10 protein-coding genes are annotated in these 13,674 nt (G+C 64.7%); 6 read left to right on the top strand and 4 right to left on the bottom strand.

Translation table 11 applies throughout. The features are described from left to right. Positions 1 to 5: 5 nt before the first annotated feature. Entirely contained in the window at positions 6 to 890 is an 885-nt protein-coding gene (locus tag NJH59_RS07925; protein WP_253086605.1) for an MBL fold metallo-hydrolase, read from the bottom strand. 105 nt (positions 891 to 995) lie between these two features. Between NJH59_RS07925 and NJH59_RS07920 the strand changes: the two genes are divergently transcribed. Continuing rightward, the gene (locus NJH59_RS07920) at positions 996 to 1,904 is read left to right on the top strand and encodes a LysR family transcriptional regulator (protein WP_253086604.1); all 909 of its coding nucleotides are present in this window, start codon (positions 996 to 998) and stop codon (positions 1,902 to 1,904) included. 114 nt (positions 1,905 to 2,018) lie between these two features. Here the strand turns inward: NJH59_RS07920 and NJH59_RS07915 are convergent, their stop codons facing one another. Further along, complete coding sequence (locus tag NJH59_RS07915; RefSeq protein WP_253086603.1) at positions 2,019 to 3,023, bottom strand: helix-turn-helix domain-containing protein; 1,005 nt, start codon at positions 3,021 to 3,023, stop codon at positions 2,019 to 2,021. A 139-nt stretch (positions 3,024 to 3,162) separates the two neighbouring features. Between NJH59_RS07915 and pobA the strand changes: the two genes are divergently transcribed. Beyond that, a complete protein-coding gene (pobA, locus tag NJH59_RS07910; protein ID WP_253086602.1) occupies positions 3,163 to 4,353 on the top strand; it encodes a 4-hydroxybenzoate 3-monooxygenase in 1,191 nt (396 codons plus the stop codon). Positions 4,354 to 4,461: 108 nt separating this feature from the next. After that, a complete protein-coding gene (locus tag NJH59_RS07905) occupies positions 4,462 to 5,865 on the top strand; it encodes an MDR family MFS transporter (RefSeq protein WP_253086625.1) in 1,404 nt (467 codons plus the stop codon). Here NJH59_RS07905 and NJH59_RS07900 read toward each other — a convergent pair whose 3' ends face one another. Together NJH59_RS07900 and NJH59_RS07895 are read right to left on the bottom strand one after the other, a co-directional pair. After that, positions 5,866 to 6,750 (bottom strand): DMT family transporter, encoded by an 885-nt coding sequence (locus NJH59_RS07900; protein ID WP_043860769.1) that lies wholly within the window; start codon positions 6,748 to 6,750, stop codon positions 5,866 to 5,868. 151 nt (positions 6,751 to 6,901) lie between these two features. Continuing rightward, positions 6,902 to 7,534, bottom strand: coding sequence for a TetR family transcriptional regulator (locus NJH59_RS07895; RefSeq protein WP_043860768.1), 633 nt, complete (start codon positions 7,532 to 7,534; stop codon positions 6,902 to 6,904). A gap of 261 nt (positions 7,535 to 7,795) precedes the next feature. On the opposite strand from NJH59_RS07895, the gene NJH59_RS07890 reads away from it, so the two are divergent. Genes NJH59_RS07890 through NJH59_RS07880 form a run of 3 tightly spaced genes read left to right on the top strand, consistent with a single transcriptional unit; the run spans position 7,796 to position 13,557 of the window. Next, positions 7,796 to 8,947, top strand: coding sequence for an efflux RND transporter periplasmic adaptor subunit (locus NJH59_RS07890; RefSeq protein WP_043860767.1), 1,152 nt, complete (start codon positions 7,796 to 7,798; stop codon positions 8,945 to 8,947). Positions 8,948 to 8,950: 3 nt separating this feature from the next. Beyond that, positions 8,951 to 12,106 carry a multidrug efflux RND transporter permease subunit TtgB gene (gene ttgB / locus NJH59_RS07885; protein ID WP_043860766.1) on the top strand — a complete coding sequence of 1,052 codons (3,156 nt, stop codon included), beginning with the start codon at positions 8,951 to 8,953 and terminating at the stop codon, positions 12,104 to 12,106. Then, complete coding sequence (locus tag NJH59_RS07880; protein WP_043860765.1) at positions 12,103 to 13,557, top strand: AdeC/AdeK/OprM family multidrug efflux complex outer membrane factor; 1,455 nt, start codon at positions 12,103 to 12,105, stop codon at positions 13,555 to 13,557. Before ttgB ends, NJH59_RS07880 begins: the two co-directional genes overlap by 4 nt. Positions 13,558 to 13,674 lie beyond the last annotated feature (117 nt).

Genomic DNA, 13,674 nt, shown 5'->3' with positions numbered 1-13,674 from the left:
GACACTTACCACTTCATTTCGCCCTTGGCGACCTTGGCGCCGAGCTCCAGCGAGCTCTCCTCGCCCAGGCCGGGGTAACGTTTCTTCATTGCAGCGACCAGCTCGGCCGAGTTGGCCGCCCTGGCGCTTTCGGCATCGAAGGCGCGGATGTAATCGGCGGTGAAGCGCACCGCCTCGAGCGACCCCTTGCTCTGCCCCAGGTAATGCCCCGGCACCACCGTCTGCGGCGCCAGCTGCTCGATGCGCGCCAGGGTCGCGAGCCAGTCCTTGTGCGACTGCGCCGACTGGGTGTCGGCCATCCACACGTGCAGGTTCTCGGCCACCACTACCCCGCCGACCACTGCCTTGATCGACGGGACCCATACAAAGCTGCGGTCGGGCTGCGGGCCGTCAAGGCCGATCACTTCAAGACGCTGCCCTTCAAGGGTGAGCACGTTGCCGGGCAGCACTTCAGGCACGATGAGCCGGGCTGGCTTGTCGGCCCCCATCTGCGGGCCCCAGTAGGCAAGCTTGGCAGCCATGGTCTGCTTGATGTGCGCGACCGTCGCCTGCGACGCCAGCACCTTGGCCTTGGGGTAGGCACGGGTCAGGGTGTCGAGGCCGAAGTAATAGTCCGGGTCGCCATGGCTGATGTAGATGGTGGTGAGTTGCTTGCCGCTATCGCGAAGCTTCTTCAGCACCTGCTCGGCCTGGCCCTTGCCGAACTGTGCATCCACCAGAATCGCCTCGTGCTGGCCACTGACGATCACCGAGCTGACCGGAAACAGCGCCTCGCTGCCGGGGTTGTACACGTCCAGTTTCAGCGGTGCGTCGCCGGCAACGGCCTGGGTGATCGCACCGAAAGCGGCACACGCCAGCAGCAGGCGACGCAGGGAAAAGAAAGCAGCCATCAAGCAATACCTGTTCAAGTCATCGATGAGGCACAGCTTAGTTGCACGAACCATCACAAAAAATGCGATGCTCCAACATAGTTTGTTTCTGAAATCGGGCAGATCATGGACCGTCTCACCGCAATGAAAGTGTTCGTCAGCGTAGTCGACCTGGGCAGCCAGTCGGCCGCCGCCGACCAACTGGACCTGTCGCGCCCTGTGGTTTCGCGTTACCTGGCCGAGCTGGAGGACTGGGTGGGGGCGCGCCTGATGCAGCGCACCACGCGCAAGCTGAGCCTGACTGCCGCCGGCCTGGAAACCCTGCCGCGCTGCCGGCAGATGCTGGAACTGGTGGGCGACCTGCACGCGGCAGTGGGCGCCCCGGATGACGCCCCGCGGGGTGAACTGCGCATCAGCGTCAGTACCTCGTTCGGGCATGCGCAACTGGTGGAAGCGGTGGCGGACTACGTCAAGCGCTACCCGCTGGTGAAGGTCGACCTGCAGATGCTCGACCGCACGGTCAACCTGGTGGACGAACGCATCGACCTGGCCATCCGCGTCAGCAACGACCTGGACCCCAACCTCATCGCCCGCCGCCTGAGTTTGTGCCGCTCGGTGGTGTGCGCCTCGCCAGCCTACCTGCGCGAGCACCCCATACCGCGCCAGGTGCAGGACCTGAGCCAGCACAACTGCCTGACCCATTCGTACTTCGGCCACAGCCTCTGGCATTTCGAGGTCGACGGCGAACAGGTGTCGGTGCCGGTGCAAGGCAATATCAGCGCCAACGAGGCCCTGACCCTGGAGCGCGCCACCCTGGCCGGCACCGGTATCGCCATGCTGCCCACCTACCTGGTGTGGCAAGCCCTGCGCAGCGGCACGCTGGTACGCCTGCTGCCCGAGGCCAGGCCCCGCGAACTGGGCCTGAACGCGGTGTACACCTCACGCAAGCACATGCCCGCAACCCTGCGCAGCATGCTCGACTTTCTGGCGGCACGCTTCACCGACCCGCCCCACTGGGACCACGGCCTGGACTGACCGGCAGGCACCTGGCGCAATGCTGGCCTATGCTTGTAGAAGCATCTGTGTGCGGGATACAGGAGGTTGGTGCCATGATCCTGAAATCCAGAAAGTGCGCTGCCCTGTTGGCCATCACTGCCGTGCTCGGGGTGTACGGGGCAGCGGCGTATCGGGTCGAGCTGCTGCGCCAGCAACCCTATGCGGCGTCCAGCTGCAGCTCCGCCCACTGCCTGCCCCATGCCGGCACGCTGAGCGTGGTGAGGTAGCCAGCGAAGGTTCACGACGACGAAAGTCGCGGGGCGAAAGGCCGGTCATGCGCCGGAAGAAGCGCGAGAAGTATGCCGGGTCGGCAAAACCCAGGCTGTCAGCCAACTGGTTGATCGTGAGGCTGGTGTAGATCAGGTCGCGCTTGGCTTCCAGCACGATGCGCTGGTGCACGATCTGCAGCGCCGACTGCCCGGCCAATGCCCGGCACAAGGTATTGAGCGTTGCCACCGACACCCCCACCTGATGCGCCAGCTGCTCCACGCTCGGCTGCTGGCGAAACTGCTGCTCCACCAGCCCGTTGAAACGCTGCAGATACTCGCGCCCACGTTCCGGCACCTGGGCACCGGCACTGCGGCGCAACTGTTGGCGGCTGATCCACACCACCATCAGGTTGATCAGCGAATGCAGCTGCAACTCGCGCCCGGGCAGGTCTTGCTGGTACTCGGCCTGCAGGGTGCTGAACAGGCTGTTGAGGTAATCGGCGTCGGCCCCGGCCAGGTAACTGGCGCCGCGCTGCAGGGCGGCTGGCACGCCCGTCAGTTGCCGCTGCAGCAACTCCACCAGCGGCGCCGCCAGGGTCACCACATAACCGTCGACGTCTTCGGAAAAACGAAAGCCGTGCACGCACAGCGCCGGCACCACCTGGATCGCCGCCTGCTCCAGGCGACACACCTGCCCCTCCAGCTCGATCTCGGCCTGGCCCCTGTACAGAAACAGCAGCTGCCACAGGTCGGCATGCCGGTGCGGCTCGATCTCCCACTGGTGCAGGCGGCTGCGCGCCGGGATCGACTCGCTGTGCAGCAGGTCGGGCGTCGGCCAGCCCAGCGTCTCGCCGTACAGCTTGAATACCGGAATCGACACCCTGCTCATCACACCCTCGCTTCCCGACCACTGTCCGATAAACGCACCCATTAGCGAAAAGTACCGCTTTGTGCTCGGTTTGTCCCTTCAGAAGGCCAGCCGGCAAGCGAAAAATGCAGGTACTCCAATCATAAAAAGTCCAACAACCATGAAAACCCAAGTCGCGATCATCGGTGCGGGCCCGTCCGGCCTGCTGCTCGGCCAGTTGCTGCACAACGCCGGCATCTCCAACGTCATCCTCGAACGCCAGGGCCCCGACTATGTACTGGGGCGTATCCGCGCCGGCGTGCTCGAACAGGGCATGGTCGAGCTGCTGCGCGAAGCCGGGGTCGGTCAGCGCATGGACGCCGAAGGGCTGCCCCATGCAGGCTTCGAGCTGGCCTTCGACGGGCGCCGCGAGCACATCGACCTCAAGGGCCTGACCGGCGGCCAGGGCGTGATGATCTACGGCCAGACCGAAGTCACCCGCGACCTGATGGCCGCCCGCGCCGACAGCGGTGCGACCACGTTCTACCACGCCGAGAACGTGCGCCCGCACGACATGAAGACTGGGCAGCCCTACGTCACCTACGAAAAGGACGGCCAGCAGCATCGCCTGGACTGCGACTACATTGCCGGCTGCGACGGTTATCACGGGGTGGCACGCCAGTCGATTCCGAGCGAGGCGCTGCAGGTGTTCGAGCGGGTCTACCCGTTCGGCTGGCTGGGCATCCTGGCCGACACCCCGCCGGTCAGCGACGAGCTGGTGTACGCGCGCCACGAACGCGGCTTCGCCCTGTGCAGCATGCGCTCGCCCACCCGCACCCGCTATTACGTGCAGGTGCCGGCCGAAGAGAAGGTCGAGGACTGGTCGGATGAGCGCTTCTGGGAGGAACTCAAGTCGCGCCTGCCCGACGAGTTGGCCGAGCGCCTGGTCACCGGCCCGTCGATCGAGAAAAGCATCGCCCCGCTGCGCAGCTTCGTGGTGGAGCCGATGCAGTACGGGCGCCTGTTCCTGGTCGGCGACGCCGCGCACATCGTGCCGCCCACCGGGGCCAAGGGCCTGAACCTGGCCGCCAGCGATGTCAGCACGCTGTACAACATCCTGCGCAAGGTCTACGCCGAAGGCCGCACCGACCTGCTGGAACGCTACTCGGCGATCTGCCTGCGGCGCATCTGGAAGGCCGAACGCTTCTCATGGTGGATGACCTCAATGCTGCACCGCTTCCCCGACAGCGACGCCTTCAGCCAGCGTATCCAGCACACCGAGCTGGACTACTTCGTGGGCTCCGAGGCCGGGCGCAGGACCCTGGCAGAAAACTACGTGGGCCTGCCCTACGAGCCCATCGAAGACGCTTAGCAGGCTATCGAGTACACTGGGCAGCACCCCGGTCCACTTGCCCAGAGCTGCCCCGTGACGCAATTGAACACTCCGCAACCCGCCCTGCGCAGCGTGCTCGTCGCGCTGATGCTGGCGATCTTCCTCGGCGCGCTGGACCAGACCATCGTCGCGGTCTCGATGCCGGCGATCTCCGCGCAATTCAACGACGTGACCCTGCTGGCCTGGGTGATTTCCGGCTACATGGTGGCCATGACCGTGGCGGTGCCGATCTACGGCAAGCTCGGCGACCTGTACGGCCGACGGCGCATGATCCTGACCGGTACCGGGCTTTTCACCCTGGCCTCGCTGTTCTGCGCGCTGGCACAGAACATGGAGCAACTGGTGCTGGCGCGGGTACTGCAGGGCATCGGCGCGGGCGGCATGGTGTCGGTCAGCCAGGCGATCATCGGCGACTTCGTGCCGCCCCGCGAGCGGGGTCGCTACCAGGGTTACTTCAGCAGCATGTATGCCCTGGCCAGCGTCGCCGGCCCGGTGCTGGGCGGGCTGCTGACCGAGTACCTGTCGTGGCGCTGGGTGTTCTGGCTGAACCTGCCGCTGGGGCTGACCGCCTGGTGGGTCACCGAGCGTACCCTGCGCGGGCTGGCCACGCCGCAACGCAAGGCGCAGGTGGACTACCCCGGCGCGGTGCTGTTGATCTTGGGCCTGACGGCTTTGCTGCTGGGCATCACCCTGATCGGCCAGGGCCAGCCCATCGGGTCCGGCCCGGTTGCCGGCCTGCTGCTGGCAGCCCTGTTCGGGCTGGGCGTATTCGTGCTGCACGAACGCCGCGCCGTCGAGCCACTGCTGCCGTTGCAGCTGTTCGGCAACCGGGTGGCGGTGCTGTGCTGGTGCACGATCTTCTTCACCAGTTTCCAGGCCATCTCGCTGACCATGCTGATGCCGCTGCGCTTTCAGAGCATCACCGGGGCGGGCGCCGACAGCGCCGCCCTGCACCTGCTGCCCCTGGCCATGGGCCTGCCGATCGGCGCCTATTGCGGCGGCCGCCTGACCAGCCTGACCGGGCGCTACAAGCCGCAGATTCTGGGCGGTGCACTGTTGATGCCGGTGGCGATCATCGGCATGGCCCTGAGCCCGATCGACAGCGTACTGCTCAGTGGCGCGTTCATGCTGCTGACCGGGATCGCCTCGGGCCTGCAGTTCCCCACCTCGCTGGTGGCAACCCAGAGCGCAGTGGAGCCGCGGGACATCGGTGTGGCGACCAGCACCACCAACCTGTTCCGCTCGCTGGGCGGGGCGATGGGCGTGGCCTGCATGTCGGCACTGCTGCTCAGCCTGCTGCACGACAGCGGCTTCAGCCTGGCCGGCGAGGCGTTGATCGGCAGCCTCAAGGACGGCCAGGCCAGTGCGGCGGTGCAGGCGCAGTTGCTGCAGACCTTTCGCAACCTGTTGCTGGGTAGCGCCGCCGTCTCCCTGCTGGGATTGTCGGCGGCGCTGGCATTGCCCAACCGCGAGCTGCGCGGCCGGCAGTAGTCAGTTGCGCCGCTGCGCCCAGGCCACCGCCAGGCCGCTCAGGCAAATGACCGCAATGCCGACCACGCCGTAGGCGTCCGGGGTGTGATTGAAAATGAGGTAGCCGTACAGGCCGGCGAACAGGATCTGCCCGTAGCTGAAGGGCGCCAGCATGGCCGGCGCGGCATGCCGGAAGGCCTGGGTCAGCAGCATGTGCCCGAGCATCCCGCAGGTGCCCAGGCCGATCATGAACAGGCCATGCCCCAGGGTCGGCATGCTCCAGAAGAATGGCACCAGCGCGGTCATGATCAGGCTGTTGAAGATGCCGGTGAGAAAGTTGCTGGTGGTCGGGCTGTCGATGCCGCTGAGCTTGCGCGTGAGCAACTGGTAGCAGCCAAAGCAGAAGGCCGAACACAACGGCAGCAGGATTGCGGGGGTGAACAGCGCCCCGCCCGGGCGCACCACGATCAGCACGCCGACAAACCCGGCCAGCACCGCCAGCCACTGGGCGCGGCTGACCCGTTCACCCAGCAGCGGTACCGACAATGCGGTTACCAGCAGAGGCGCAAGGAAGTTCACGGCGGTGGCTTCGGCCAGGGGGATGTAACGCAGGCCGGTGGTGAAGAACAGGCTGGTGCCGATCAGGCACAGCGCCCTGGCCAGTTGCAGGCCGGGGCGGCGTGTACGCACCACCGCCGAGAAGCCGCTGCGCGGCACGAACACCACCAGCATCAGCAGGGTGTGCACCACATAGCGCGCCCACACCACCATGACGATGGCATAGAAGCCGGAAAGGTATTTGGACAGGGCATCGTGGCTGGCGAACAACAGCACCGCCATGCACATCAGGGCGATTGCCTTGAGCGGCTGCTCGGCACCTTTGAGGGTCGGGTTGTGCGCACTCATGCCAGGGCTCTACGAAAAGTTGATGGTCCTTGGGGGCAGACTACCCGGTCACCGACTACCGTTCCAAGCAGCGCGGGTGTTTTTTGTTGACCGGGCACGGGGCACGACAGGGAAACGTCCTATGCCAACCTTCACAAATGCTCACAAATGCTCAATTGCGCAGCGACGGGCTCAAGCGCAGCATATCCAGCCCGGTATCCACCCACCGCTCGGCATCCCCGGCAATATCGAAACTGTCCGGCAGCAGCAGCCAGCTGCCAATGATGCCGTCGATGTAAGCGAATATTGCAATAGCGGCACGCTGCGGGTCCATGTCCGCAGGCAATTGCCCACGCCTGACTGCATTGGTCAACGTCAGCGCTATACGCTCGTAGCAGTCGCGGGTCGTGGCCTGGCGCTGCTGACGGATCTCACACATGTCATCGGTGAATTCACACTTATGATGCAGGATCTCATTGATGCGCCGGGTACGCGGCTCGTGCAGCATCTGCTGCATCAGTTGAATCAGCAACTTGCGCATGCAGCCCAGCGGGTCCGGCTCGTCTTCGCTCTCGCCGGCCTGGGCCAGCGCCTCGATCGGCTCACGCAGGCTGTCGAGCAGGGCCTGCACCAGTTCGCCCTTGTCCTGAAAGTGCCAGTAGATGGCACCCCGGGTCACCCCGGCCAGCTTGGCGATATCCGCCAGGGTGGTACGCGCCACCCCACGGGCATGGAAAGCTTTTTCGGCGGCCTCGAGTATCTGTTGGCGGGTTTCCTGAGCTTCCTCTTTGGTGCGACGGACCATGGCAGTACAACCTCATCAAGGAGCCGGACGCGCGCTGCGGGCGTCCGGGTTCTGAGCCGGTATGGCCACTGTCGGGCCCTCTACCGGGTGTCTTAATCAAGCCTGTGGTCACCTCGACAAGGTGCGCCACGGGTATTTACAAACAAGCATGAATGTAAGTATATTCCTTAGCATCCTACTTATCCACCCGGAATTAATTTTCCCTTCATCCCGTTTCCATTACTCTTGAGCGTCTTCAGCTCTTTCGACCCGAGGATCTTCATGCAATTCAAGCCAGCTGTTTCCGCTCTGGTTTCCGCCGTCGCCCTGGCAACACTGCTCAGCGGCTGTAAAAAGGAAGAAGCGGCGCCTGCGGCGCAAGCTCCTCAGGTCGGCGTCGTGACCCTTCAATCCCAGGCCTATACCCTGACTTCCGACCTGCCGGGGCGCACCATCGCCTACCGCGTGGCCGAAGTGCGTCCACAGGTCAACGGCATCATTCTCAAGCGTCTGTTCAAGGAAGGCAGCGAGGTCAAGGAAGGCCAGCAGCTGTACCAGATCGACCCGTCGGTGTACGAGGCGACCCTGGCCAGCGCCCAGGCCAACCTGCAATCGACCCGTTCGCTGTCGGACCGCTACAAGCAACTGGTGGCCGAGCAGGCGGTGAGCCGTCAGGAATACGACGACGCACAAGCCAAACGTTTGCAGGCTGAAGCCTCGCTGCGCAGCGCACAGATCGACCTGCGCTACACCAAGGTGCTGGCGCCACTGAGCGGCCGTATCGGACGCTCGATGTTCACCGAAGGTGCGCTGGTCAACAACGGCCAGGCCGATGCCATGGCGGTGATCCAGCAGCTGGACCCGATCTACGTCGACGTCACCCAGTCTTCGGCCGAGCTGCTCAAGCTGCGCCGCGAGCTCGAAAGCGGGCAACTGCAGAAGGCCGGGGCCAACGCCGCCAAGGTCTCGCTGAACCTGGAAGACGGCACCACCTACACCCACGAAGGCCGCCTGGAGTTCTCCGAAGTCTCGGTCGACCAGACCACCGGCTCGGTAACCCTGCGCGCCGTGTTCCCCAACCCCGAGCACAACCTGCTGCCAGGGATGTTCGTGCATGCACGCCTGGCCGCCGGCGTGAACGCCAACGCGATCCTCGCCCCGCAACAAGGCGTGACCCGTGACCTCAAGGGCCAGCCCACCGCGTTGATCGTGGACAAGGACAACAAGGTCGAACTGCGCCAGCTCAAGGCCAGCCGTACCGTTGGCAGCGACTGGCTGATCGAGGAAGGCCTGAAGCCGGGCGACCGCCTGATCACCGAAGGCCTGCAGTTCGTCAAGCCGGGTATCGAGGTCAAGGTCAGCGAAGCCACCAACGTCAAGCCTGCCCAACCGTCCCAGGCCAATGCAGCGTCAGCAGGGGCCAAAGGGGAATAAACCATGTCGAGATTCTTTATCGATCGCCCCATCTTTGCCTGGGTAATCGCCCTGGTGATCATGCTGGTCGGGGCCTTGTCGATCGTCAAGTTGCCGATCAACCAGTACCCGAGCATCGCGCCGCCGGCCATCGCCATCGCCGTGACCTACCCGGGCGCCTCGGCGCAGACCGTGCAGGACACCGTGGTCCAGGTGATCGAGCAGCAGCTCAACGGTATCGACAACCTGCGTTATGTGCAGTCCGAGAGCAACTCGGACGGCAGCATGACCATTACCGCCACCTTCGAGCAGGGTACCAACCCTGACACCGCGCAGGTCCAGGTGCAGAACAAGCTGAACCTGGCCACCCCGCTGTTGCCGCAAGAAGTGCAGCAGCAGGGTATCCGCGTGACCAAGGCAGTGAAGAACTTCCTGCTGGTGATCGGCCTGGTGTCCGAAGACGGCAGCATGACCAAGGACGACCTGTCGAACTACATCGTCTCCAACATGCAGGACCCGATCTCGCGTACCGCCGGTGTGGGTGACTTCCAGGTGTTCGGTGCCCAGTACGCCATGCGTATCTGGCTCGATCCGGCCAAGCTGAACAAGTTCCAGCTGACCCCGGTGGACGTCAAGACCGCCGTGGCCGCGCAGAACGTGCAGGTGTCCTCCGGTCAGCTGGGCGGCCTGCCTGCCCTGCCCGGCACGCAGCTCAACGCCACCATCATCGGCAAGACCCGCCTGCAGACCGCCGAGCAGTTCGAGAAGATCCTGCTCAAGGTCAACCGTGACGGTTCCCAGGTCCGCCTGGGCGATGTCGCCGACGTCAGCCTGGGGGGCGAGAACTACAGCGTCAGCGCACAGTTCAATGGCAAGCCGGCCTCCGGCCTTGCGATCAAGCTGGCAACCGGGGCCAACGCCCTGGACACCGCCAAGGCACTGCGCAACACCATCGCCGAGCTGGAGCCGTTCTTCCCGCCTGGCATGAAGGCGGTGTTCCCGTATGACACCACGCCTGTGGTCACCGAATCGATCAGTGGGGTGATCCACACCCTGATCGAGGCGATCGTGCTGGTGTTCCTGGTGATGTACCTGTTCCTGCAGAACTTCCGCGCCACCGTGATCACCACCATGACCGTACCGGTGGTATTGCTCGGCACCTTCGGCATCCTTGCCGCAGCAGGCTTCAGCATCAACACCCTGACCATGTTCGCCATGGTCCTGGCCATCGGCCTGCTGGTGGACGACGCCATCGTGGTGGTGGAAAACGTCGAGCGGGTGATGTCCGAAGAGGGGTTGTCACCCAAGGAGGCGACCAAGAAGTCCATGGGCCAGATCCAGGGTGCCCTGGTCGGTATCGCCCTGGTACTGTCGGCGGTACTGCTGCCGATGGCGTTCTTCGGCGGCTCCACGGGCGTGATCTACCGGCAGTTCTCGATCACCATCGTGTCGGCCATGGGCCTGTCGGTGCTGGTCGCGCTGATCTTCACCCCGGCGCTGTGCGCCACCATGCTCAAGCCGGTCAAGAAAGGCGAGCACCATACCGCCAAGCGTGGCTTCTTCGGCTGGTTCAACCGCAACTTCGACCGCAGCGTGCAGAGCTACGAGCGCGGCGTGGGCAACATCCTGCGTCACAAGGCCCCGTACTTCCTGGCCTACATCCTGATCGTGGTGGGCATGGTGTGGCTGTTCATGCGTATCCCTACCGCGTTCCTGCCCGAGGAAGACCAGGGCGTACTGTTCGCCCAGGTGCAGACCCCGGCCGGTTCCAGTGCCGAGCGCACCCAGGCGGTGGTCGACGAAATGCGCGCCTACCTGCTGGACAAGGAGTCCGACACAGTGGCCTCGGTGTTCACCGTGAACGGCTTCAACTTCGCCGGCCGCGGCCAGAGCTCGGGCATGGCCTTCATCATGCTCAAGCCGTGGGGTGAACGTTCTGCCGAAAACAGCGTGTTCAACCTGGCAACCCGTGCCCAACAGCACTTCTTCAGCTTCCGCGACGCGATGGTGTTCGCCTTCGCCCCGCCGGCCGTACTGGAGCTGGGTAACGCCACCGGTTTCGACGTGTTCCTGCAGGATCGCGCCGGCGTCGGCCACGACAAGCTGATGGAAGCGCGCAACCAGTTCCTGGGCATGGCCGCGCAGAGCAAGATCCTCACCCAGGTACGTCCGAACGGCCTGAACGATGAGCCGCAATACCAGCTGACCATCGACGACGAACGCGCCAGTGCCCTGGGCGTGACCATCGCCGATATCAACAACACCCTGTCGATCGCCCTGGGTGCCAGCTATGTGAACGACTTCATCGACCGTGGTCGGGTCAAGAAGGTCTACCTGCAAGGCACTGCCGATTCGCGCATGAGCCCTGAAGACCTGCAGAAGTGGTACGTGCGCAACGCCGCCGGCGAGATGGTGCCGTTCTCTTCCTTCGCCAGCGGCGAGTGGAGCTACGGTGCACCCAAGCTGTCGCGTTACAACGGTGTCGAGGCAATGGAAGTACTCGGTGCGCCAGCCCCTGGCTACAGTACCGGTGAGGCCATGGCCGAGGTCGAGCGCCTGGCGGCGCAATTGCCAGCCGGTGTCGGCTTCGCCTGGACCGGCATGTCGTACGAAGAGAAGCTGTCGGGCTCGCAGATGCCGGCACTGTTCGCGCTGTCGCTGCTGATGGTGTTCCTGTGCCTGGCGGCACTGTACGAGAGCTGGTCGATCCCGATCGCGGTGGTGCTGGTGGTGCCGCTGGGTATCATCGGTGCGCTGATGGCGGCCAGCATGCGCGGGCTGTCCAACGACGTGTACTTCCTGGTGGGGCTGCTGACCACCATCGGCCTGGCGGCGAAGAACGCGATCCTGATCGTCGAGTTCGCCAAGGAACTGCACGAGCAGGGCCGCAGCCTGGTCGATGCGGCGATCGAGGCGTGCCGCATGCGTCTGCGTCCGATCATCATGACCTCGCTGGCGTTCATCCTGGGCGTGGTGCCGCTGACCATCGCCACGGGTGCAGGCTCCGGCAGCCAGCACGCCATCGGTACCGGTGTGATCGGCGGCATGATCACCGCAACGGTACTGGCGATCTTCTGGGTACCACTGTTCTTCGTAAGCGTGTCGTCGCTGTTCGGTAGCAAGAAGCCCGAAGAAGAGGACGCCAAACCTGAAACCCCACGCTATGAGGCCGGGCAATGAGTAAGTCCCTGTTGTCCCTGGCAGTCACCGCCTTCATTCTCGGTGGCTGCTCGCTGATCCCTGATTACCAGACCCCCGAGTCGCCGGTGGCGGCCCAGTGGCCGCAAGGGCCGGCCTACTCGCCGACCCAGTCGGCCGACGTGGCTGCGGCCGAACAGGGCTGGCGCCAGTTCTTCCATGACCCGGCGCTGCAGCAACTGATCCAGACCTCGCTGGTCAACAACCGCGACCTGCGGGTCGCCGCGCTGAACATCGATGCCTACCGGGCGCAGTACCGCATCCAGCGGGCCGACCTGTTCCCGGCGGTCTCGGCCACCGGCAGCGGCAGCCGCCAGCGGGTGCCGGCCAACGTTTCGCAGACCGGCGAGTCGAGCATCAACAGCCAGTACTCGGCCACCCTGGGCGTGAGTGCCTACGAACTCGACCTGTTCGGTCGGGTGCGCAGCCTCAGCGAGCAGGCCCTGGAAACCTACCTGTCGAGTGAACAGGCGCGTCGTTCCACGCAGATCAGCCTGGTGGCCAGCGTGGCCAACGCCTACTTCACCTGGCAGGCCGACAAGGAGCTGCTGACGCTCACCGAAGACACGCTCAAGACCTACGAGCAGAGCTATGCCCTGACCCGTCGCAGCAGCGAAGTCGGCGTGGCCTCGGCCCTGGACCTGAGCCAGGCGCGTACCTCGGTCGAGGGCGCACGGGTCAAGCTGGCCCAGTACCAGCGCCTGGTGGCGCAGGACCTGAACAGCCTGGCCGTGCTGGTCGGCACCGGCGTGCCGGCGAACCTGCCCAACGGCATGAAACTCGACAGCGACCTGCTGGCCGACGTGCCGGCCGGCCTGCCGTCGGACGTGCTGCAGCGTCGTCCCGACATCCAGGAGGCCGAGCACCTGCTCAAGGCCGCCAACGCCAACATCGGCGCGGCGCGCGCAGCGTTCTTCCCGAGCATCAGCCTGACCGCCAACGCCGGGACCCTGAGCCCCGACATGGGCGGGCTGTTCAAGGGCGGCTCGGGCACCTGGCTGTTCCAGCCGCAGATCAACCTGCCGATCTTCAACGCCGGCAGCCTGCGTGCGAGCCTGGACTACTCGAAGATCCAGAAGGACATCAACGTCGCCAAGTACGAAAAGACCATCCAGACTGCCTTCCAGGAAGTCTCCGATGGGCTGGCGGCGCGTCAGACCTTCAACGAGCAGTTGCAGGCCCAGCGTGATCTGGTCGAAGCCAACCAGGACTACTACCGCCTGGCCGAGCGTCGCTACCGTATCGGTATCGACAGCAACCTGACGTTCCTGGATGCCCAGCGCAACCTGTTCAGTGCCCAACAGGCCCTGATCAGCGACCGGCTGTCGCAGCTGGTCAGCGAGGTCAACCTGTACAAGGCCCTGGGTGGCGGCTGGTACGAGCGCACCGGTGATGCCCGCCAGCAAGCGTCGATCGAGTCACCCAAGGGTTGATTCGATAGCGTGGCGACACAACAGCCCACCCTTCGCGGTGGGCTTTTTTGTGCCTTCAAGCCTGCCCCTACCAAAAGTAACCAGACAGTTAGTGTTCGGTTATCGCCCAATTCCGCC

It is taken from the genome of Pseudomonas sp. VE 267-6A (assembly GCF_024126555.1).
Taxonomy (GTDB): Bacteria; Pseudomonadota; Gammaproteobacteria; order Pseudomonadales; family Pseudomonadaceae; genus Aquipseudomonas; species Aquipseudomonas palmensis.
The sequence above is the reverse complement of the archived record's forward strand: the minus strand, read 5'-3'. Positions and strand labels throughout refer to the sequence as shown.

Coding starts and splice junctions, on each gene's coding strand:
- NJH59_RS07880 (WP_043860765.1), top strand. CDS start 12,103: ATGAGTAAGTCCCTGTTGTCCCTGGCAGTCACCGCCTTCATTCTCGGT.
- NJH59_RS07900 (WP_043860769.1), bottom strand. CDS start 6,750: ATGAGTGCGCACAACCCGACCCTCAAAGGTGCCGAGCAGCCGCTCAAG.
- NJH59_RS07895 (WP_043860768.1), bottom strand. CDS start 7,534: ATGGTCCGTCGCACCAAAGAGGAAGCTCAGGAAACCCGCCAACAGATA.
- NJH59_RS07915 (WP_253086603.1), bottom strand. CDS start 3,023: ATGAGCAGGGTGTCGATTCCGGTATTCAAGCTGTACGGCGAGACGCTG.
- NJH59_RS07890 (WP_043860767.1), top strand. CDS start 7,796: ATGCAATTCAAGCCAGCTGTTTCCGCTCTGGTTTCCGCCGTCGCCCTG.
- NJH59_RS07905 (WP_253086625.1), top strand. CDS start 4,462: ATGCTGGCGATCTTCCTCGGCGCGCTGGACCAGACCATCGTCGCGGTC.
- NJH59_RS07925 (WP_253086605.1), bottom strand. CDS start 890: ATGGCTGCTTTCTTTTCCCTGCGTCGCCTGCTGCTGGCGTGTGCCGCT.
- ttgB (WP_043860766.1), top strand. CDS start 8,951: ATGTCGAGATTCTTTATCGATCGCCCCATCTTTGCCTGGGTAATCGCC.
- NJH59_RS07920 (WP_253086604.1), top strand. CDS start 996: ATGGACCGTCTCACCGCAATGAAAGTGTTCGTCAGCGTAGTCGACCTG.
- pobA (WP_253086602.1), top strand. CDS start 3,163: ATGAAAACCCAAGTCGCGATCATCGGTGCGGGCCCGTCCGGCCTGCTG.